The organism is Variovorax sp. GW821-FHT06D12, assembly GCF_059419205.1.
On record NZ_JBWKRI010000001.1, the window covers coordinates 388,944 to 403,523 of the forward strand.

15 protein-coding genes are annotated in these 14,580 nt (G+C 69.7%); 11 read left to right on the plus strand and 4 right to left on the minus strand.

Going from position 1 to position 14,580, the window contains the following annotated elements:
• Nucleotides 1–13: 13 nt before the first annotated feature.
• The 11 genes from upp to AC07SQ_RS01840 all read left to right on the plus strand — a co-directional run bounded on the left by upp (nucleotide 14) and on the right by AC07SQ_RS01840 (nucleotide 12,332).
• Nucleotides 14–643: a uracil phosphoribosyltransferase gene (upp, locus tag AC07SQ_RS01790; RefSeq protein ID WP_062477764.1), complete on the plus strand. Its 630-nt coding sequence runs from the start codon at nucleotides 14–16 to the stop codon at nucleotides 641–643.
• A 183-nt stretch (nucleotides 644–826) separates the two neighbouring features.
• The gene (locus tag AC07SQ_RS01795; protein ID WP_495270855.1) at nucleotides 827–1,828 is read left to right on the plus strand and encodes a BMP family protein; all 1,002 of its coding nucleotides are present in this window, start codon (nucleotides 827–829) and stop codon (nucleotides 1,826–1,828) included.
• A gap of 33 nt (nucleotides 1,829–1,861) precedes the next feature.
• Nucleotides 1,862–4,690 carry a polysaccharide deacetylase family protein gene (locus tag AC07SQ_RS01800; protein WP_495270856.1) on the plus strand — a complete coding sequence of 943 codons (2,829 nt, stop codon included), beginning with the start codon at nucleotides 1,862–1,864 and terminating at the stop codon, nucleotides 4,688–4,690.
• Nucleotides 4,690–5,661, plus strand: coding sequence for a 5'-methylthioadenosine/S-adenosylhomocysteine nucleosidase (locus tag AC07SQ_RS01805; protein WP_206167779.1), 972 nt, complete (start codon nucleotides 4,690–4,692; stop codon nucleotides 5,659–5,661). The genes AC07SQ_RS01800 and AC07SQ_RS01805 overlap by 1 nt, the downstream gene beginning before the upstream one ends.
• The gene (locus AC07SQ_RS01810; RefSeq protein ID WP_495270857.1) at nucleotides 5,652–6,398 is read left to right on the plus strand and encodes an alpha/beta fold hydrolase; all 747 of its coding nucleotides are present in this window, start codon (nucleotides 5,652–5,654) and stop codon (nucleotides 6,396–6,398) included. Before AC07SQ_RS01805 ends, AC07SQ_RS01810 begins: the two co-directional genes overlap by 10 nt.
• Nucleotides 6,395–7,984, plus strand: coding sequence for an ABC transporter ATP-binding protein (locus AC07SQ_RS01815; protein ID WP_495270858.1), 1,590 nt, complete (start codon nucleotides 6,395–6,397; stop codon nucleotides 7,982–7,984). Before AC07SQ_RS01810 ends, AC07SQ_RS01815 begins: the two co-directional genes overlap by 4 nt.
• On the plus strand, nucleotides 7,984–9,048 hold the full coding sequence (locus AC07SQ_RS01820; RefSeq protein WP_495271230.1) for an ABC transporter permease: 1,065 nt from the start codon (nucleotides 7,984–7,986) through the stop codon (nucleotides 9,046–9,048). The genes AC07SQ_RS01815 and AC07SQ_RS01820 overlap by 1 nt, the downstream gene beginning before the upstream one ends.
• Entirely contained in the window at nucleotides 9,045–9,968 is a 924-nt protein-coding gene (locus AC07SQ_RS01825) for an ABC transporter permease (RefSeq protein WP_062477785.1), read from the plus strand. The genes AC07SQ_RS01820 and AC07SQ_RS01825 overlap by 4 nt, the downstream gene beginning before the upstream one ends.
• Nucleotides 9,969–9,975: 7 nt before the next feature.
• Nucleotides 9,976–10,440: a hypothetical protein gene (locus tag AC07SQ_RS01830; protein WP_095948697.1), complete on the plus strand. Its 465-nt coding sequence runs from the start codon at nucleotides 9,976–9,978 to the stop codon at nucleotides 10,438–10,440.
• 28 nt (nucleotides 10,441–10,468) lie between these two features.
• Nucleotides 10,469–11,749 (plus strand): amidohydrolase family protein, encoded by a 1,281-nt coding sequence (locus AC07SQ_RS01835; protein WP_070060750.1) that lies wholly within the window; start codon nucleotides 10,469–10,471, stop codon nucleotides 11,747–11,749.
• A 73-nt stretch (nucleotides 11,750–11,822) separates the two neighbouring features.
• The gene (locus AC07SQ_RS01840) at nucleotides 11,823–12,332 is read left to right on the plus strand and encodes a DinB family protein (protein ID WP_495270859.1); all 510 of its coding nucleotides are present in this window, start codon (nucleotides 11,823–11,825) and stop codon (nucleotides 12,330–12,332) included.
• Between the two features lies 1 nt (nucleotide 12,333).
• Here AC07SQ_RS01840 and AC07SQ_RS01845 read toward each other — a convergent pair whose 3' ends face one another.
• The 4 genes from AC07SQ_RS01845 to AC07SQ_RS01860 form a co-directional block, all read right to left on the minus strand.
• On the minus strand, nucleotides 12,334–12,825 hold the full coding sequence (locus tag AC07SQ_RS01845) for a RidA family protein (RefSeq protein ID WP_495270860.1): 492 nt from the start codon (nucleotides 12,823–12,825) through the stop codon (nucleotides 12,334–12,336).
• An 86-nt stretch (nucleotides 12,826–12,911) separates the two neighbouring features.
• Entirely contained in the window at nucleotides 12,912–13,232 is a 321-nt protein-coding gene (locus AC07SQ_RS01850) for a non-heme iron oxygenase ferredoxin subunit (protein WP_056580656.1), read from the minus strand.
• Between the two features lie 16 nt (nucleotides 13,233–13,248).
• Complete coding sequence (locus AC07SQ_RS01855; protein ID WP_489056708.1) at nucleotides 13,249–14,214, minus strand: Bug family tripartite tricarboxylate transporter substrate binding protein; 966 nt, start codon at nucleotides 14,212–14,214, stop codon at nucleotides 13,249–13,251.
• On the minus strand, nucleotides 14,211–14,579 hold the full coding sequence (locus tag AC07SQ_RS01860) for a chorismate mutase (RefSeq protein WP_095948604.1): 369 nt from the start codon (nucleotides 14,577–14,579) through the stop codon (nucleotides 14,211–14,213). The genes AC07SQ_RS01855 and AC07SQ_RS01860 overlap by 4 nt, the downstream gene beginning before the upstream one ends.
• Between the last annotated feature and the right edge of the window lies 1 nt (nucleotide 14,580).

Genomic DNA, 14,580 nt, shown 5'->3' on the forward strand with positions numbered 1-14,580 from the left:
AAAGAAGACTCCAATGAGCAACGTCCACCTCGTCGACCACCCCCTCGTCCAGCACAAGCTCACACTGATGCGCCGCAAGGACGCCTCCACCAACAGCTTTCGCCGGCTCTTGAACGAAATCAGCATGCTGATGGCCTACGAGGTCACGCGCGACATGCCGATGCAGGACATCGAGGTCGAGACCCCGCTGGAGACCATGCAGGCCAAGGTCATCGACGGCAAGAAGGTGGTGCTGGTGTCGATCCTGCGCGCCGGCACCGGCATCCTGGACGGCATGCTCACGGTGGTGCCGGGGGCGCGCGTCGGCCACATCGGCCTGTACCGCGACCCCAAGACGCTCACGGCCGTCGAGTACTACTTCAAGATGCCCGGCGAGATGGAGAACCGCGACGTGATCGTGGTCGACCCCATGCTGGCCACCGGCAACTCGGCCGTGGCCGCGGTCGAGCGGCTGAAGGAACTCAACCCCAAGTCGATCAAGTTCGTCTGCCTGCTGACCTGCCCCGAAGGCGTGAAGACGATGCAGACCGCGCACCCCGACGTGCCGATCTACACCGCCGCCATCGACCGCGAGCTGGACAGCCACGGCTACATCCTGCCGGGCCTCGGCGACGCCGGCGACCGCATCTTCGGCACGAAGTAGGCTCGCCCCCAGGCTTCGCGCACTTCGTGTCGCTTCGCCAACCCCCTACCGGGGGCAACACCTGAGGCCCGGCGGAGCCGGTTCCTCGGTGTTTGCTGGAAGGGAGCCCGCCGCGAGGGCGGGCTCTTTTGGTGGGCATGGGGATTGCAGGGTGGTTCTTTTATTTCAATCGAGGAGAAGACCGTGACAGCACGCCGTCAATTGATCGTTCGTTCCATCGCCGTCGCCGCAGCGCTTGCGGCGGGCGCCCCGGGCCTTGCGCTCGCGCAGGCCAAGCTCAAGGTGGCTGCCGTGTACACGGTGCCGTTCGAGCAGCAATGGGTGGGTCGCATCCACAAGGCGCTGAAGGCGGCCGAGGCGCGTGGGGAGATCGAATACAAGGCCACCGAGAACGTGAGCAATGCCGACTACGAGCGCGTGATGCGCGAGTACGCCACGGGCGGCAACCAGCTGATCCTGGGTGAGGTGTTCGGCGTGGAAGCGGCGGCGCGCAAGGTCGCGAAGGACTTCCCCAAGGTGGCGTTCCTCATGGGCTCGTCGCTGAAGCCGCAGGCGCCCAACTTCTCGGTGTTCGACAACTACATCCAGGAGCCGGCCTACCTCAGCGGCATGGTCGCGGGCGGCATGACCAAGAGCAACCGCATCGGCATGGTCGGCGGCTTCCCGATCCCCGAAGTGAACCGGCTCATGAACGCGTTCATGGCGGGCGCGAAGGAAACGAACCCGAAGGTGGAGTTCAGCGTGAGCTTCATCAACAGCTGGTTCGACCCGCCGAAGGCCAAGGAAGCGGCCTTCGCGATGATCGACAAGGGCGCCGACATCATGTACGCCGAGCGCTTCGGCGTGTCGGACGCAGCCAAGGAAAAGGGCAAGCTCGCCATCGGCAACGTGATCGACACGCAGGCCCAGTACCCCAACACGGTGGTGGCCTCGGCGCTGTGGAACTTCGAGCCCTCGGCCGACCGCGCCATCAAGCTGGTGAAGGAAGGCAAGTTCGCCGCCGAAGACTACGGCGTGTACTCGCACATGAAGCACAAGGGCTCCGAGCTCGCGCCGCTGGGCACCTTCGAGAAGAAGGTGCCGGCCGACATCGTGGCCAAGGTGAAGGCCAAGCAGGCCGACATCCTGGCCGGCAAGTTCACCGTGAAGGTGGACGACGCCCAGCCGAAGTCCACCGCCAAGTAACAAGCAGACAGACAAGCGAGCACACCCGAACCCATGAAGCGTGCGCGATGGCAGACCGCAATCCATGGCATGGCCATCGCGGCGTTGGCCGCCGGGCTCGCCGCCTGTCAACCTGAGCCGGCGGCCACGGCCACCGCTCCTGCGGCCGAGGTGCCCGCATCGGCCGCCTCGGCACCCGCTGCCGTTGCACCGCCGGTGGTCGCGGCACCGGTCGGTATTCCGGCCGCGCTGCAGGCGCGCGCCGACGCCCTGCTCGCCGCGCACCGCCAGATGATCGTGCTGATGACCGGCGAGCGTGCGCTCGAGGCGGCCGAGAAGCGTGCCGTCAGCGCCGTCGGGCAGCAGCTCTTTCACGAGATGCAGGAGCGCCAGCAGGCGCTGATCGCCCAGGCCGCGGACATGACGGACCCCGCCGCCGTGGCGGGCCTGAACGCGCTGCTCGACCGCATCGAGAGCGAGCCGAGCTGGTTCGACGCCGACCGGCTGGCGTTCAAGGAGTTTCTTTCGGAGCTGAGCACGCGCTACAGCCAGGCGCAGTCGCTGTCCGGGCTCAAGCTCGGCCGCCGCGCCAGCGAAGACCTGGCCGTGCTCGCCGAGATCGAGCAGGCCTACGACCGCGAGCTGAAAGACGTGTTCGGCCGCTTCGCGCAGCGCGGCATCGAGCCCAAGCGCGAGAAGTGGGCCGACTACGTGGCCAAGTTGCAGGGCCTGTACTCGCGCGAGCAGATCCTGAAAGACTTCGGCGCCATCGTTCCCTACACGCAGCCCCCGGGCGGCGCCAAGGAAAAAGAGAGCGCGGACGCACGCGAAATCTTCGGCACCTCGTTGCCCGCCAAGACCGTCGTGCTCACCTTCGACGACGGCCCGCACGCCAAGCACACCGACGAGATCCTGGAGATATTGAAGCGCTACGACGCGCCCGCCATCTTCTTCCAGCTCGGGCGCAACCTGGGCAAGCTCGACGCGCAAGGCAAGGCCCAGCTCAATGCCAACGGCGCGACCGCCAAGCGCGTGCTGGCCGCCGGCCACGTGCTCGCCAACCACAGCTTCAGCCACGGCATGATGGCCAAGATGACCGACGACGCGGTGCGCGTCGAAGCCAGCGAGACCGAAGCGCTGCTCGACGCCACCGGCCGGCCGCAGTCCACCCTCTTTCGCTTTCCCTACGGTGCGCGCAACGAGGCCAAGCTGAGCACGGTCGAGGCGCTCAAGCTGCGCTCCATGATGTGGACCGTCGACTCCATGGACTGGGCCGACCCGGTGCCCAAGTCGATCGCCGACCGCGTGCTGGCCGAGGTCGACAAGGCCAAGCGCGGCGTCATCCTGTTCCACGACATCCAGGGCCGCACCGTGCAGGCCCTGCCCACGGTGCTCGACCAGTTGGTGGCCGACGGCTACCGCTTCGCCACCTGGCGCGACGGCAAGTTCGTCGTCAGCGCCTCGAAAAAGACCGCGCCCGACGACGGCGTGGCCGCCACCTCGGGCGACACGCTCTACCGCGAGAGCCACGCGCTGGTGATCGGCATCGACAAGTACGCCAAATGGCCCGGCCTGCACCACGCGGTGCCCGACGCCAAGGCGATGGAGCAATTGCTCGTCACGCGCTTCGGCTTCAAGCCCGAGAACATCACGGCGCTGTACGACGACCAGGCCACGCGCGCCAACATCCTGCGCGCGCTGAACGAAAAGCTGACCGACGGCAAGCGCGTGAAGCGCGACGACCGCGTGCTGGTGTTCTTTGCCGGCCACGGCAGCACCCGCAAGCTCGCGAGCGGGCGCGATGTCGGCTACATCGTGCCGGTCGACGCCACGCTGGACAACCTGCCGTCCGACGCCATCTCGATGCCGCAGCTGCAGGAGGTGGCCGAGGCGCTGTCGGCCAAGCACGTGCTGTTCCTCGTGGACGCCTGCTACTCGGGCCTGGGCCTCACGCGTGGCGGCGCGGCGCAGGGCAACAGGAACTTCCTGACCGACAACGCGCGCCGCATCGGCCGCCAGATGCTCACCGCCGGCGGCGCCGACCAGCAGGTGGCCGACGACGGCCCCGGCGGCCACTCGGTCTTCACCTGGACGATGCTGCAGGCGCTGTCGGGTAAGGCCGACCTGAACGGCGACAACGTCATCACCGGCACCGAGCTCGCGGCCTACGTGGCGCCGGCGGTCTCGGCCATCGCGCGCCAGACGCCGGCCTTCGGCAGCCTGCCGGGCTCGGAGGGCGGCGAGTTCGTGTTCGCGCTGCCCGTCGAACGCGAAGGCCTCAGCGGCGACAGCCTGCAGCTCGACGCCACCGCCAGCCAGGTCAACAAGCGCATCGACCAGGCCAACGAGCAGGCCGTGCATGCGGCGGCCGTACCCAAGACGGCCAAGGCGACCAAGGCCGGCCCGCCCGCCGTCGAGGTGGTGGTGAAGAACCTCGAGGGCGCCGACACCAAGCTGACCATGCCGGCCGCCGCGCCGCTCACGCCGCGCGTGGCCGCCCAGCGCGCCAACGACCGCGGCCTGCAGCTGTACCGCGAGCGCCGCTACGACGAGGCCGAAGCCGCCTTCACCGAGGCGCTGAAGCTGCAGCCGCGCTTTGCACTCGCGGCCAACAACCTCGGTTTCGTGTACTTCAAGCGCGGCAAGCCGGTCGAGGCCGCGCGCTGGTTCGAGCAGGCCATCGACATGGACGGCAGCCGCGCCCTCGCCTACCTGAACCTGGGCGATGCCTACCTGCAGGCCGGCAACGACGCCAAGGCGCTCGCCGCCTACACCACCTTCGTCGGCCTGGCACCGAAGCACGCGCGCGTCGCCGCGCTGCAAGCCTGGATCGCCACGCCCGACGCCGCACACCGCCCCTCACTCCCGCCCACCAACTCCTGATGACCATGACGAACACTTCCTCGCTTCTCCAGCGCCTGCGCGGCCCGGTCCTGGCCGCCGCGCTCGGCCTCGTGCTGACGGGCTGCGTCGGCGTCTACAAGTCGGACGTCGTCAGCATCAACAGCAGCACACGGCTGGACGACACGCCGCGCCTGGCCGTGATCTCGGCCTTCGAGCCCGAGCTCAAGCTACTGCTCACGCGCCTGCAGGGCCCCCGCAAACACAGCGTGAACGGCGTCGAGTTCACCACCGGCACGCTCGAAGGCAAGCCCGTGGTGCTGTTCCTCTCGGGCATCAGCATGACGAACGCGACCATGAACACGCAGCTCGTGCTCAACCGCTTTCGCATCAGCGGCATCGTGTTCAGCGGCATCGCGGGCGGCGTGAATCCGTCGCTGCACGTGGGCGACGTGACGGTGCCTGCCCAGTGGGGCCAGTACCTCGAGGTGCTCATGGCGCGCGAGACCGCGCCCGGCAAGTACAGCGCGCCGCCCTTCATCACCGACGCCACGCTGCCCAACTTCGGCATGAACTTCCCGCGCCCGGTCGAGGTGCGCTCGGCCGCCAAGCCGGGCATCGAGCGCAAGTTCTGGTTCGCGGCCGATCCGAAGATGCTCGAGGTGGCGCGCAGCATCCGCAACGTCGAGCTGGCGAACTGCGGCGCCGGCAAGTGCCTGCCGCGCAAGCCGCAGCTGGTGGTGGGCGGCAACGGCGTGTCGGGTCAGGCCTTCATGGACAACAAGGCCTACCGCGAATACACCTACAAGACCTTCCAGGCCAACGTGCTCGACATGGAAACCGCCGCCGTGGGCATGGTCGCCTACAGCAACGGCGTGCCCTACATCGCCTTCCGCTCGCTCAGCGACCTCGCGGGCGGCGGCGACGGCGAGAACGAGATGGGCACCTTCATGAGCATCGCGGCCGACAACTCGGCCAAGGTCATGCTGGCCTTCCTGGCCGCGTGGAAGTGACGGTGGCGCCCGGGCGCCTGCCGCGTCTTGTGTTGCTGCCGGGCATGGACGGCACCGGCGATCTCTTCGCGCCGCTGGCGCAGGCCCTGGGCCCACAGGCCGCCATCGACGTCGTGCGCTACCCGGGCCGCCAGGTGCTGGGCTACCACGAACTCGAGGCGCTGGTGCGCGCGCAACTGCCGACGCAGCAGCCTTTCGTGCTGCTCGGCGAATCGTTTTCCGGGCCGCTGGCCATTTCCCTCGCGGCCTCGCGCCCGCCGGGGCTGCGCGGCCTCATCCTGTGCTGCAGCTTCGCGCGCCGGCCCGCGCCCGGCCTGGCGCTGATGCGCGCGGGCCTGCTCGACCTGTCGATGCGCCTGCTGCATTCGAAGCTCATGCGCGCGCCGATGCGGCACCTGCTGCTGGGCGGATCGGCCTCGCCGCACCTGTCGGACATGCTCCAGGCTTCGCTGAAGCAGGTGTCTGTGGCCGTCATGACCCACCGCATGAAGGAAGTGCAGCGCGTGGACGTGCGCGACAAGCTGCCGTTGGTGCGTGTGCCGGCGATGTACCTGCAGGCGCTGCAGGACCGCGTGGTGCCGCGCCGCGCGGTGGCCGCCATTCAGCGCGGGTTGTCGGCGTTGCACCTGGTGCAGCTCGACGGCCCTCACGGCCTGCTGCAGGCCTCGCCCGCCGCCTCCGCGCGGGCCATCGAGAATTTCTGCCGCGACCTGCCGTCGCAACCTGTGTCCCCATGAACCCCACCGTGCTCCGCCTCCAGGGCATCACCAAGCGCTTCGGCCCGCTCGTGGCCAACGACGCCATCTCTCTCGACCTGCAGGCCGGCGAAGTGCTCGCGCTGCTGGGCGAGAACGGTGCCGGCAAGTCGACGCTGATGTCGATCCTGTTCGGCCACTACGTTGCCGACGAAGGCCGCATCGAAGTCTTCGGCTCGGCGCTGCCGCCCGGCAACCCCAAGGCCGCGCTGGCCGCCGGCGTGGGCATGGTGCACCAGCACTTCACGCTGGCCGACAACCTCAGCGTGCTCGACAACGTGACGATGGGCACCGAGCCGCTGTGGCGCCCGGTCTCGCGCCGCGCGGCGGCCCGCGCCCGGTTGCTCGAGGTGGCCCAGCGCTTCGGCCTGCCGGTGCAGCCCGACGCGACCATCGGCAGCCTGTCGGTGGGCGAACGCCAGCGCGTGGAAATCCTCAAGGCGCTGTACCGCGGCGCGCGCATCCTGATCCTCGACGAGCCGACGGCCGTGCTCACGCCGCAGGAGAGCGAGGCGCTGTTCGCCACGCTCGCGCAGATGGTGGCGCAGGGCCTGTCGGTGATCTTCATCAGCCACAAGCTCGGCGAGGTGCTGCGGGTGTCGCAGCGCATCGCGGTGCTGCGCGGCGGCAAGCTGGTCGCCGAGGCGCGCACGGCCGACACCACGCAGGCGCAGCTCGCGCTGTGGATGGTCGGTCACGCGGTCGAGGCGCCGCAGCGCCGGCCCGCGAAATCGGTGGGCGACGCGGTGTGCGTGCTCGACCATGTGAGCACCGCATCGACGAAAGACGGCGGGCAGGACCGCCTGCGCGAGGTGTCGCTCACGCTGCGCGCGGGGGAAATCACCGCCATCGCCGGCGTCTCCGGCAACGGCCAGGTCGCGCTGGCCGAGTTGCTGAGCGGCACGCGCCGCGCCGTCTCCGGCAGCGCGCAGTTCATGGGCCGCGCGCTGCCGCCCTCGCCCGCCCGGCTGGTGCAGCGTGGCGTGGCGCGCATCCCCGAAGACCGGCACGCGGTCGGCGTGGTCGGCGACCTGCCGGTGTGGGAGAACGCCGTGTCCGAGCGGCTGCGCAGCCCCGTCTTTTCGCGCTGGTCGTTCATCGTCCGGCGCGCCGCCGCGCGGCTGCACGCCCGGCGCATCGAGAAAGCCTTCGACGTGCGCGGCGCCGGCCTGATGTCGCCAGCCCGTTCGCTCTCGGGCGGCAACATGCAGAAACTGATCCTGGGGCGGGCGCTGCTGGCGCCCGAGCAAGTGGAACAAGACACCGACAACAAGAAGTACCCGAACCGCGCCCCGCGCCTCATCGTCGCGCACCAGCCCACCTGGGGCCTGGACATCGGCGCGGTCGCCTATGTGCAGCAGCAACTCATTGCCGCGCGCGATGCCGGTGCGGCGGTGCTGGTGATTTCGGACGATCTCGACGAAGTGCTCGCGCTCGGCGACCGCGTGGCCGTGATGCACGGCGGCCACCTCGGCGAAGCGCGCCCGGCCGCAGCCTGGACGCGCGAGGCCATCGGCTTGGCGATGGCCGGCGCCACGGCGCCGCAACGCCCGGGAGCCGCCGCATGATGCGCCTCGAACGACGCCACGAAAGCTCGCGCGCCGCGCTGGTGCTGGCCCCCATCGGCGCGGTGGTGTTCACGCTGCTGGTGAGCGCGCTGCTCGTGCGCTGGGCCGGCGCGCCGGTCGGGCGCACCTACGCACTGCTGCTGCAGGGCGGCTTCGGCTCGGTGTTCGCATGGAGCGAGACGCTGACGCGGGCCATTCCGCTGATCCTCACCGGCCTGGCCGCGACGGTCGCGTTCAAGGCGCGGCTCTTCAACATCGGCGCCGAGGGGCAGCTGTTCGCGGGCGCGCTGGCCGCCGTGGCCGTGGGCGGCATGCACGGCGGCACCGGCTTCGAACTCTCACCCTGGCTGCTGTTCCCGCTGATGATGCTGGCTGCTGCGGTGGCCGGTGCGCTGATGCTGCTGGGCCCGGCGCTCATGAAGAACAAACTCGGCGTCGACGAAGTCGTGACCACGCTGCTCATCAACTTCATCGTGCTGCTGGGCGTATCGGCGCTGCTCGACGGTCCGATGAAAGACCCGACGGCGATGGGCTGGCCGCAGAGCGTGTCGCTGCAGGCCGACCTCGAGCTGGGCAAGCTCATCGCGCAGACACGCGTGCACACCGGGCTGCTGTGGGCCGTGTCGCTCGCGGTGATCGTGTGGGCGATCTTCAAGTACACGGTGCTGGGCTTCGACATCCGCGCGGTGGGCGCCAATGCGCGCGCCGCCGCCTTCGCCGGCGTGCCGGTGACGCGCACCGTGGTCATGGTGGCGCTGCTCTCGGGCGCGCTGGCCGGGCTGGCCGGCGCCATCGAAGTGGCGGGCCGCACGAGCTACGTCACGCTCGACATGTCGCCGGGCTACGGCTACACCGGCATCGTGATCGCGATGCTCGCCGGCCTGCATCCGCTGGGTGTGATCGCCGCCGGCGTGTTCGTGGCCGGCGTGCTGGTCGGCGCCGACACCATGAGCCGCGCCGTGGGCGTGCCGACCTACATCGCCGACGTGATCGTCGCGGCCTCGCTGATCGCGGTGCTGGTGGCCACGCTGCTCACGCAGTACCGCGTGCGGGTGACGAAATGACCGACCTGCTCGACATTCTTTCCAACCCCGCCTTCTGGGTCGCGGTGCTGCGCATCGCCACGCCGCTCATCCTGGGCACGCTGGGCGTACTGCTGTGCGAACGCGCGGGCGTGCTCAACCTGGGCATCGAGGGGATCATGGTCGCGGGCGCCTTCACCGGCTGGCTCGCGGTGTATGCCGGCGCGCCGCTGTGGGCCGGTGTCGGCGTGGCCGCGCTCACGGGCATGGTCTTCGGGTTGCTGCATGCCTTTCTGACCGTCGGGCTCGCGCTGTCGCAGCACGTCTCGGGGCTGGGCATCACGTTATTGGCCACAGCGCTGAGCTACTTCGGCTACCGCGTGAGCTTTCCGAAGGTGAACACGCCGCCGACCATCACACCCTTCGCGCCGATGGACTGGCTGCCCGTGCCCATCCTCGGCGCGCAGACCGCGCTCACGCTGTTCGCGCTGCTGCTGGTGCCGGCGGTGGCCTGGGTGCTGTACCGCACACCGCTGGGCCTGGCGCTGCGCATGGTGGGCGAGAACCCGCAGGCGGCCGAGAGCCAGGGCGTGTCTGTCGCGGCCACGCGCACCGGCGCCATCGTGGCGGGCTCGGCGCTGATGGGTGTGGCCGGCGCGTTCCTCACGCTGTCGGCCTTCAACGCCTTCTTCTTCAACATGGTGAACGGGCGCGGCTGGATCTGCGTGGCGCTGGTGGTGTTCGCATCGTGGCGGCCCGGCAAGGCCCTGCTCGGCGCGCTGCTGTTCGCGTTCTTCGACGCGCTGCAGCTGCGGCTGCAACAATCGGGCGATGCCGTGCTGCCTTACCAGCTGTACCTGATGCTGCCCTACCTGCTGTCGATCCTGGCGCTGGTGCTGGTGGCCCGCAAGGCCAGCTACCCGCAGGCGCTGATGAAACCCTACCGCAAGGGAGAACGCTGACATGCCGATGACGCGGCCCCGCCTCCGTCGCCTGCTGGCCACCGCGCTGCTCGCCCTGGCCGGCAGCGGCGCCCACGCACTCGGCGCCGACTACGGCCCCGAGCGCTTCGCCACCCACGACGCCGTCACCTGGGTGCAGACCTGCGGCACCTGGGGCACCGACCACCGCGGCACCTACCGCGTGATCCACGCCGAAGCCTTCGCGCAGTCGTTCCTCTACGTGCAGTGGATGGCGCGCGGCGAGGCCGATCGCAGCTACAGCCTGTACGCCGTGCACACGACCGCCATCGCCGAGCTCGACAACGACCACGCGGAAATCTCCCTGAGCGAACTCACCTGCCGCGCCACGCCGCGCGGCATCGTGGTGACGGCCAAGGCCGACTCGGGCCACGACGACAAGCTGCGCCGCGTGACCATCGAGGTCGGGCCGGCCGCAGGGCAATACCGCTTCCGCGCGCAGCGCACGCGCTGAGCGCCCCTCGAAAAAAGACACCCCACCGATGCTCGACCTCCTCATCACCCACGCCACCCTCCCCGACGGCCGCACCGGCATGTCGGTTGCCGTGCAGGACGGCCGCATCGCCGAAGTCACGCCCGGCCTGGCCGCGCCCGCGCACGAGACGCTCGACGCCCAGGGCCTGCTGCTCGCGCCGCACTTCGTCGACCCGCATTTCCACATGGACGCCACGCTGAGCTACGGCCAGCCGCGCGTCAACCAGAGCGGCACGCTGCTCGAAGGCATCGCGCTGTGGGGCGAGCTCAAGCCGCTGCTCACGGCCGACGCGCTCATCGAACGCGCGCTCGCCTATTGCGACTGGGCCGTGGCCAAGGGCCTGCTGGCGATCCGCTCGCACGTGGACACGAGCGACCCCAGCCTGCTCGCGGTCGATGCGCTGCTCGAGGTGAAGCGCCAGGTGGCGCCCTACATCGACCTGCAGCTGGTCGCCTTTCCGCAGGATGGCGTGCTGCGCTCGCCGGGCGGCGTCGACAACCTCACGCGCGCGCTCGACAAGGGCGTGGACGTGGTCGGCGGCATTCCGCATTTCGAGCGCACCATGGCCGACGGCGCCGCCAGCGTGAAGCTGCTGTGCGAGCTGGCCGCCGAGCGCGGCAAGCTGGTCGACATGCATTGCGACGAGTCGGACGACCCGCTCTCGCGCCACATCGAGACCCTGGCCGCCGAAACGCTGCGCCTGGGCCTGCAGGGCCGCGTGACGGGCTCGCACTGCACATCGATGCACTCGATGGACAACTACTACGTGAGCAAGCTGCTGCCGCTCATCGCCGAGAGCGGCGTGAGCGTGGTGTCGAATCCGCTCATCAACATCACGCTGCAGGGCCGCCACGACAGCTACCCCAAGCGCCGCGGCATGACGCGCGTGCCCGAGCTGCTGGCGGCCGGCGTGAACGTCGCCTTCGGCCACGACTGCGTGATGGACCCGTGGTACGGCATGGGCTCGGGCGACATGCTCGAGGTGGCCCACATGGGCCTGCACGTGGCGCAGATGACCGGCCAGGCCGGCATCCACCAGTGCTTCGAGGCCGTGACCACGCGCGCGGCGCGCGTGATGCACCTGGACGGCTACGGCCTGGAAGCCGGCTGCGACGCCAGCTTCGTGCTGCTGCAGGCGCGCGACCCGGTCGAGGCCATCCGCCTGCGCGCGACGCGGCTCAAGGTGTTCCGCAAGGGCCGGTTGCTGGCCGAGACGCCCGCAGCCACCGCCGCGCTGCACCTGCCGGGGCGCGGCGACCGCACGCGCTGGATGCTCGGCGAGCGCTGATCTGGCTGCGGCTGGACAGGCGCCGCGCCTGCCGCGAACATCCGGGTTCCCCGATGACAAGGACACACCCGACATGAGCGCCCCACCCCTGCTGCGCACGCTGTTCCAGTACCACGCGTGGGCCAACGACGAGCTGCTGGACTGCATGGCCAGCCTCGACCCCGTGCAGCACGCCGACGCCCGGCATGCTGCGATCCGCGTGGTCAATCATGCGCATGTGGTGAACCGGATCTTCGCGGGCCACCTCACGGGCACGCCGCACGGCTTCACCGACGACAACACGCCCGAAACGCCCGCGCTGGCCGACCTGCGCGCCGCCGTGGCCGAGTCCGACCGCTGGTACCTCGCCTACCTGGACACGCTCACGCCGGCGCAGCTGACCGAGCCGCTGCCCTTCGTGTTCACCGACGGTGACAAGGGCCGCATGACGCGCGAAGAAATGCTGGCCCACGTCGTGACGCACAACGGCTACCACCGGGGCGAAGCCGGCCGGCTGCTGGCGCAATGCGCGGTGCGCCCGCCGCGCGACACGCTGGCGGTGCACCTGCACCGCAGCGAACCCGCGCGCCGCGAACGCTCCTAGGTCAGGCTGCGTGGGTGGTCGCGACGGTCATCTCGACCTCGACCGTCGCATTCTTCGGCAGCGCATAGACGCCGACCGCCGTGCGCACATGCACGCCGGCCTCGCCGAACACGCGGTGCAACAGGTCGGACGCGGCATCGGCCACCTCGCTTTGCTGCGTGAAGTCGGCCGTGCATTGCACGAACACGCCCACGCGCAGCACCTTCTCGACCGCATCGAGCGAACCGAGTGCGCGCCGAAGCAGCGCGAGGCTGCGCAGCGCGCAGATCTGGGCGCCTTCGCGCGCGGTGTCGAGCGACACGGCATCGCCCACGCGGCCGGTGACGACCACCGTGGTGCCCACGCGCGGCACCTGGCCGCTGAGGTAGACGGTGCGGCCGTCGCGCACCAACGGCACGTAGTGGCCGCCGGCCAGGATCTCGCCGTCGAAGCTATGGCCCAGCTCGGCGGCGATGAGGTCGGCGATCTGGTCGCGGCTGTGTGGTTCTGTCATCGGATGTCCAGGAAAACGGGCCGCCATTGTCGCCAACCGGTCCGGCGCGAACCGATACAGATCAGGCCCGCCGCAGGCAGAGCAGTTCAGCCCTCGAACGCGAGGAACACCCGCCCGCCCTCGATTTTCACCGGGTAGGTGCGCAGGTCTTCCGTGAGCGGCGCGCACATGGCCTTGCCGCTGCGCACGTCGAAGCGGCCCTGGTGCAGCGGGCATTCGATCTCGTGGCCCTCGAGAAAACCGTCGCACAGCCGCGCATGGCCGTGCGTGCAGATGTTGTCGGTGGCGTGGATGCCGTCGTCGGTGCCGTACAGCGCGATGTCGCGCCCCTGCACCTCGATGCCGACCACGTCGTCGGCGGGAACGTCGTCGACCGCCGCGGCGTCGACCCAGGTCATCGTGCTCATCGTGTGCTCCCTTTGCTCAATCGGGCTTGAGGCCGGCGCGGTCGATCACCGGCTTCCAGCGGCGCAGTTCCTCGTCCATGAACTTCGACAAGCCCTCGGGCGTGCTGCCCACGGGGTCGAAGTACGCGGTCTGCAGGCGCTTGACTGTCTCGGGGTCTTTCAGTGCCGCCGCGATCTCGCGGCTCATGCGCTGCACCACGTCGTTCGGCGTGCCCTTGGGCGCCATGTAGGCGAACCATGGCACGGCCTGGATGTCGGGCAGGCCCGACTCACGCAACGTCGGCAGCTCGGGCAGCAATGCCGAACGCTCGGCCGAGGTGACGGCCAGCGCCTTCAGGCGGCCCGCCTTGGCCTGCGGCATCACCGTGACCGGCGGCAGGCAGGCGTACTGCACGTCGCCCTGCACGATGGCCGTCACAGCCTGGCCCGACGACGCGTACGGGATGTGCACGGCGAACGACTGCGTCTTGGCCTTGATGAGCTCCACGCCCAGGTGCGAGATCGAGCCGTTGCCGGTCGAGGCGAAGTTGAACTTGCCGGGGTTCTTCTTCATCGCGGCCAGCCAACCCTTGACCGAATCGACGCCCATCGAGTTCGAGACCGCGCAGACGTTCGGCGTGGTCGCGGCCAGCGACACGGGCACGAGGTCCTTGAACGGGTCGTACGGCAGGTTCTTGTAGAGGATGGTGTTGTAGACCAGCGGCGCATTCACCGACAGCAGGAAGGTGTAGCCGTCGGGCTGCGCCTTCGAGACGGAATCGGTGCCGCTGTTGCCGCCCGCGCCGGGCTTGTTCTCGACGATCAGCGGCTGGCCGATGCGCGCCGCGAGCTTGTCGTTGACGATGCGCGCCAGGATGTCGGGCGACGAGCCTGCCGCGAAGGGCACCACGATGCGCACGGGGCGCTGCGGCCAGTCCTGCGCGTGGGCGGCCGCGGCCATGGCCACGGCGGTGAGTGCGACGAAGAGGCGTGCGCGCGTCATGGCTGCACCTCCACATCGACCATGCCCAGGTGGTCCTGCTGCTCGCGCGCGATGAAGCCCGCGATGAGCGCGCGGTAGGCGGCCTCGACCACCTCGGGGTAGGCGCCCTCCTTCTCGGCGAGCGCCTTCACCTTGTCGATCACTTCCTGCTGGCGCTGCGGCGCCGACACCTGGAAGGCGTCGCGCTTGAAGCGTGCGGCGTCCTTCACGTAGCGGCCGCGCTCGGCCAGCAGCGCGACGATCTGGCGGTCGAGCCGGTCGATGTTCTCGCGCACTTCAGCGAGGTTGGCGCACAGCGGCACGTAGGCCGGGTCGGTGAAGCGGCGCAACGGGGCACCGTGGGTCTCTGGTTCTTTTTCTGGCATG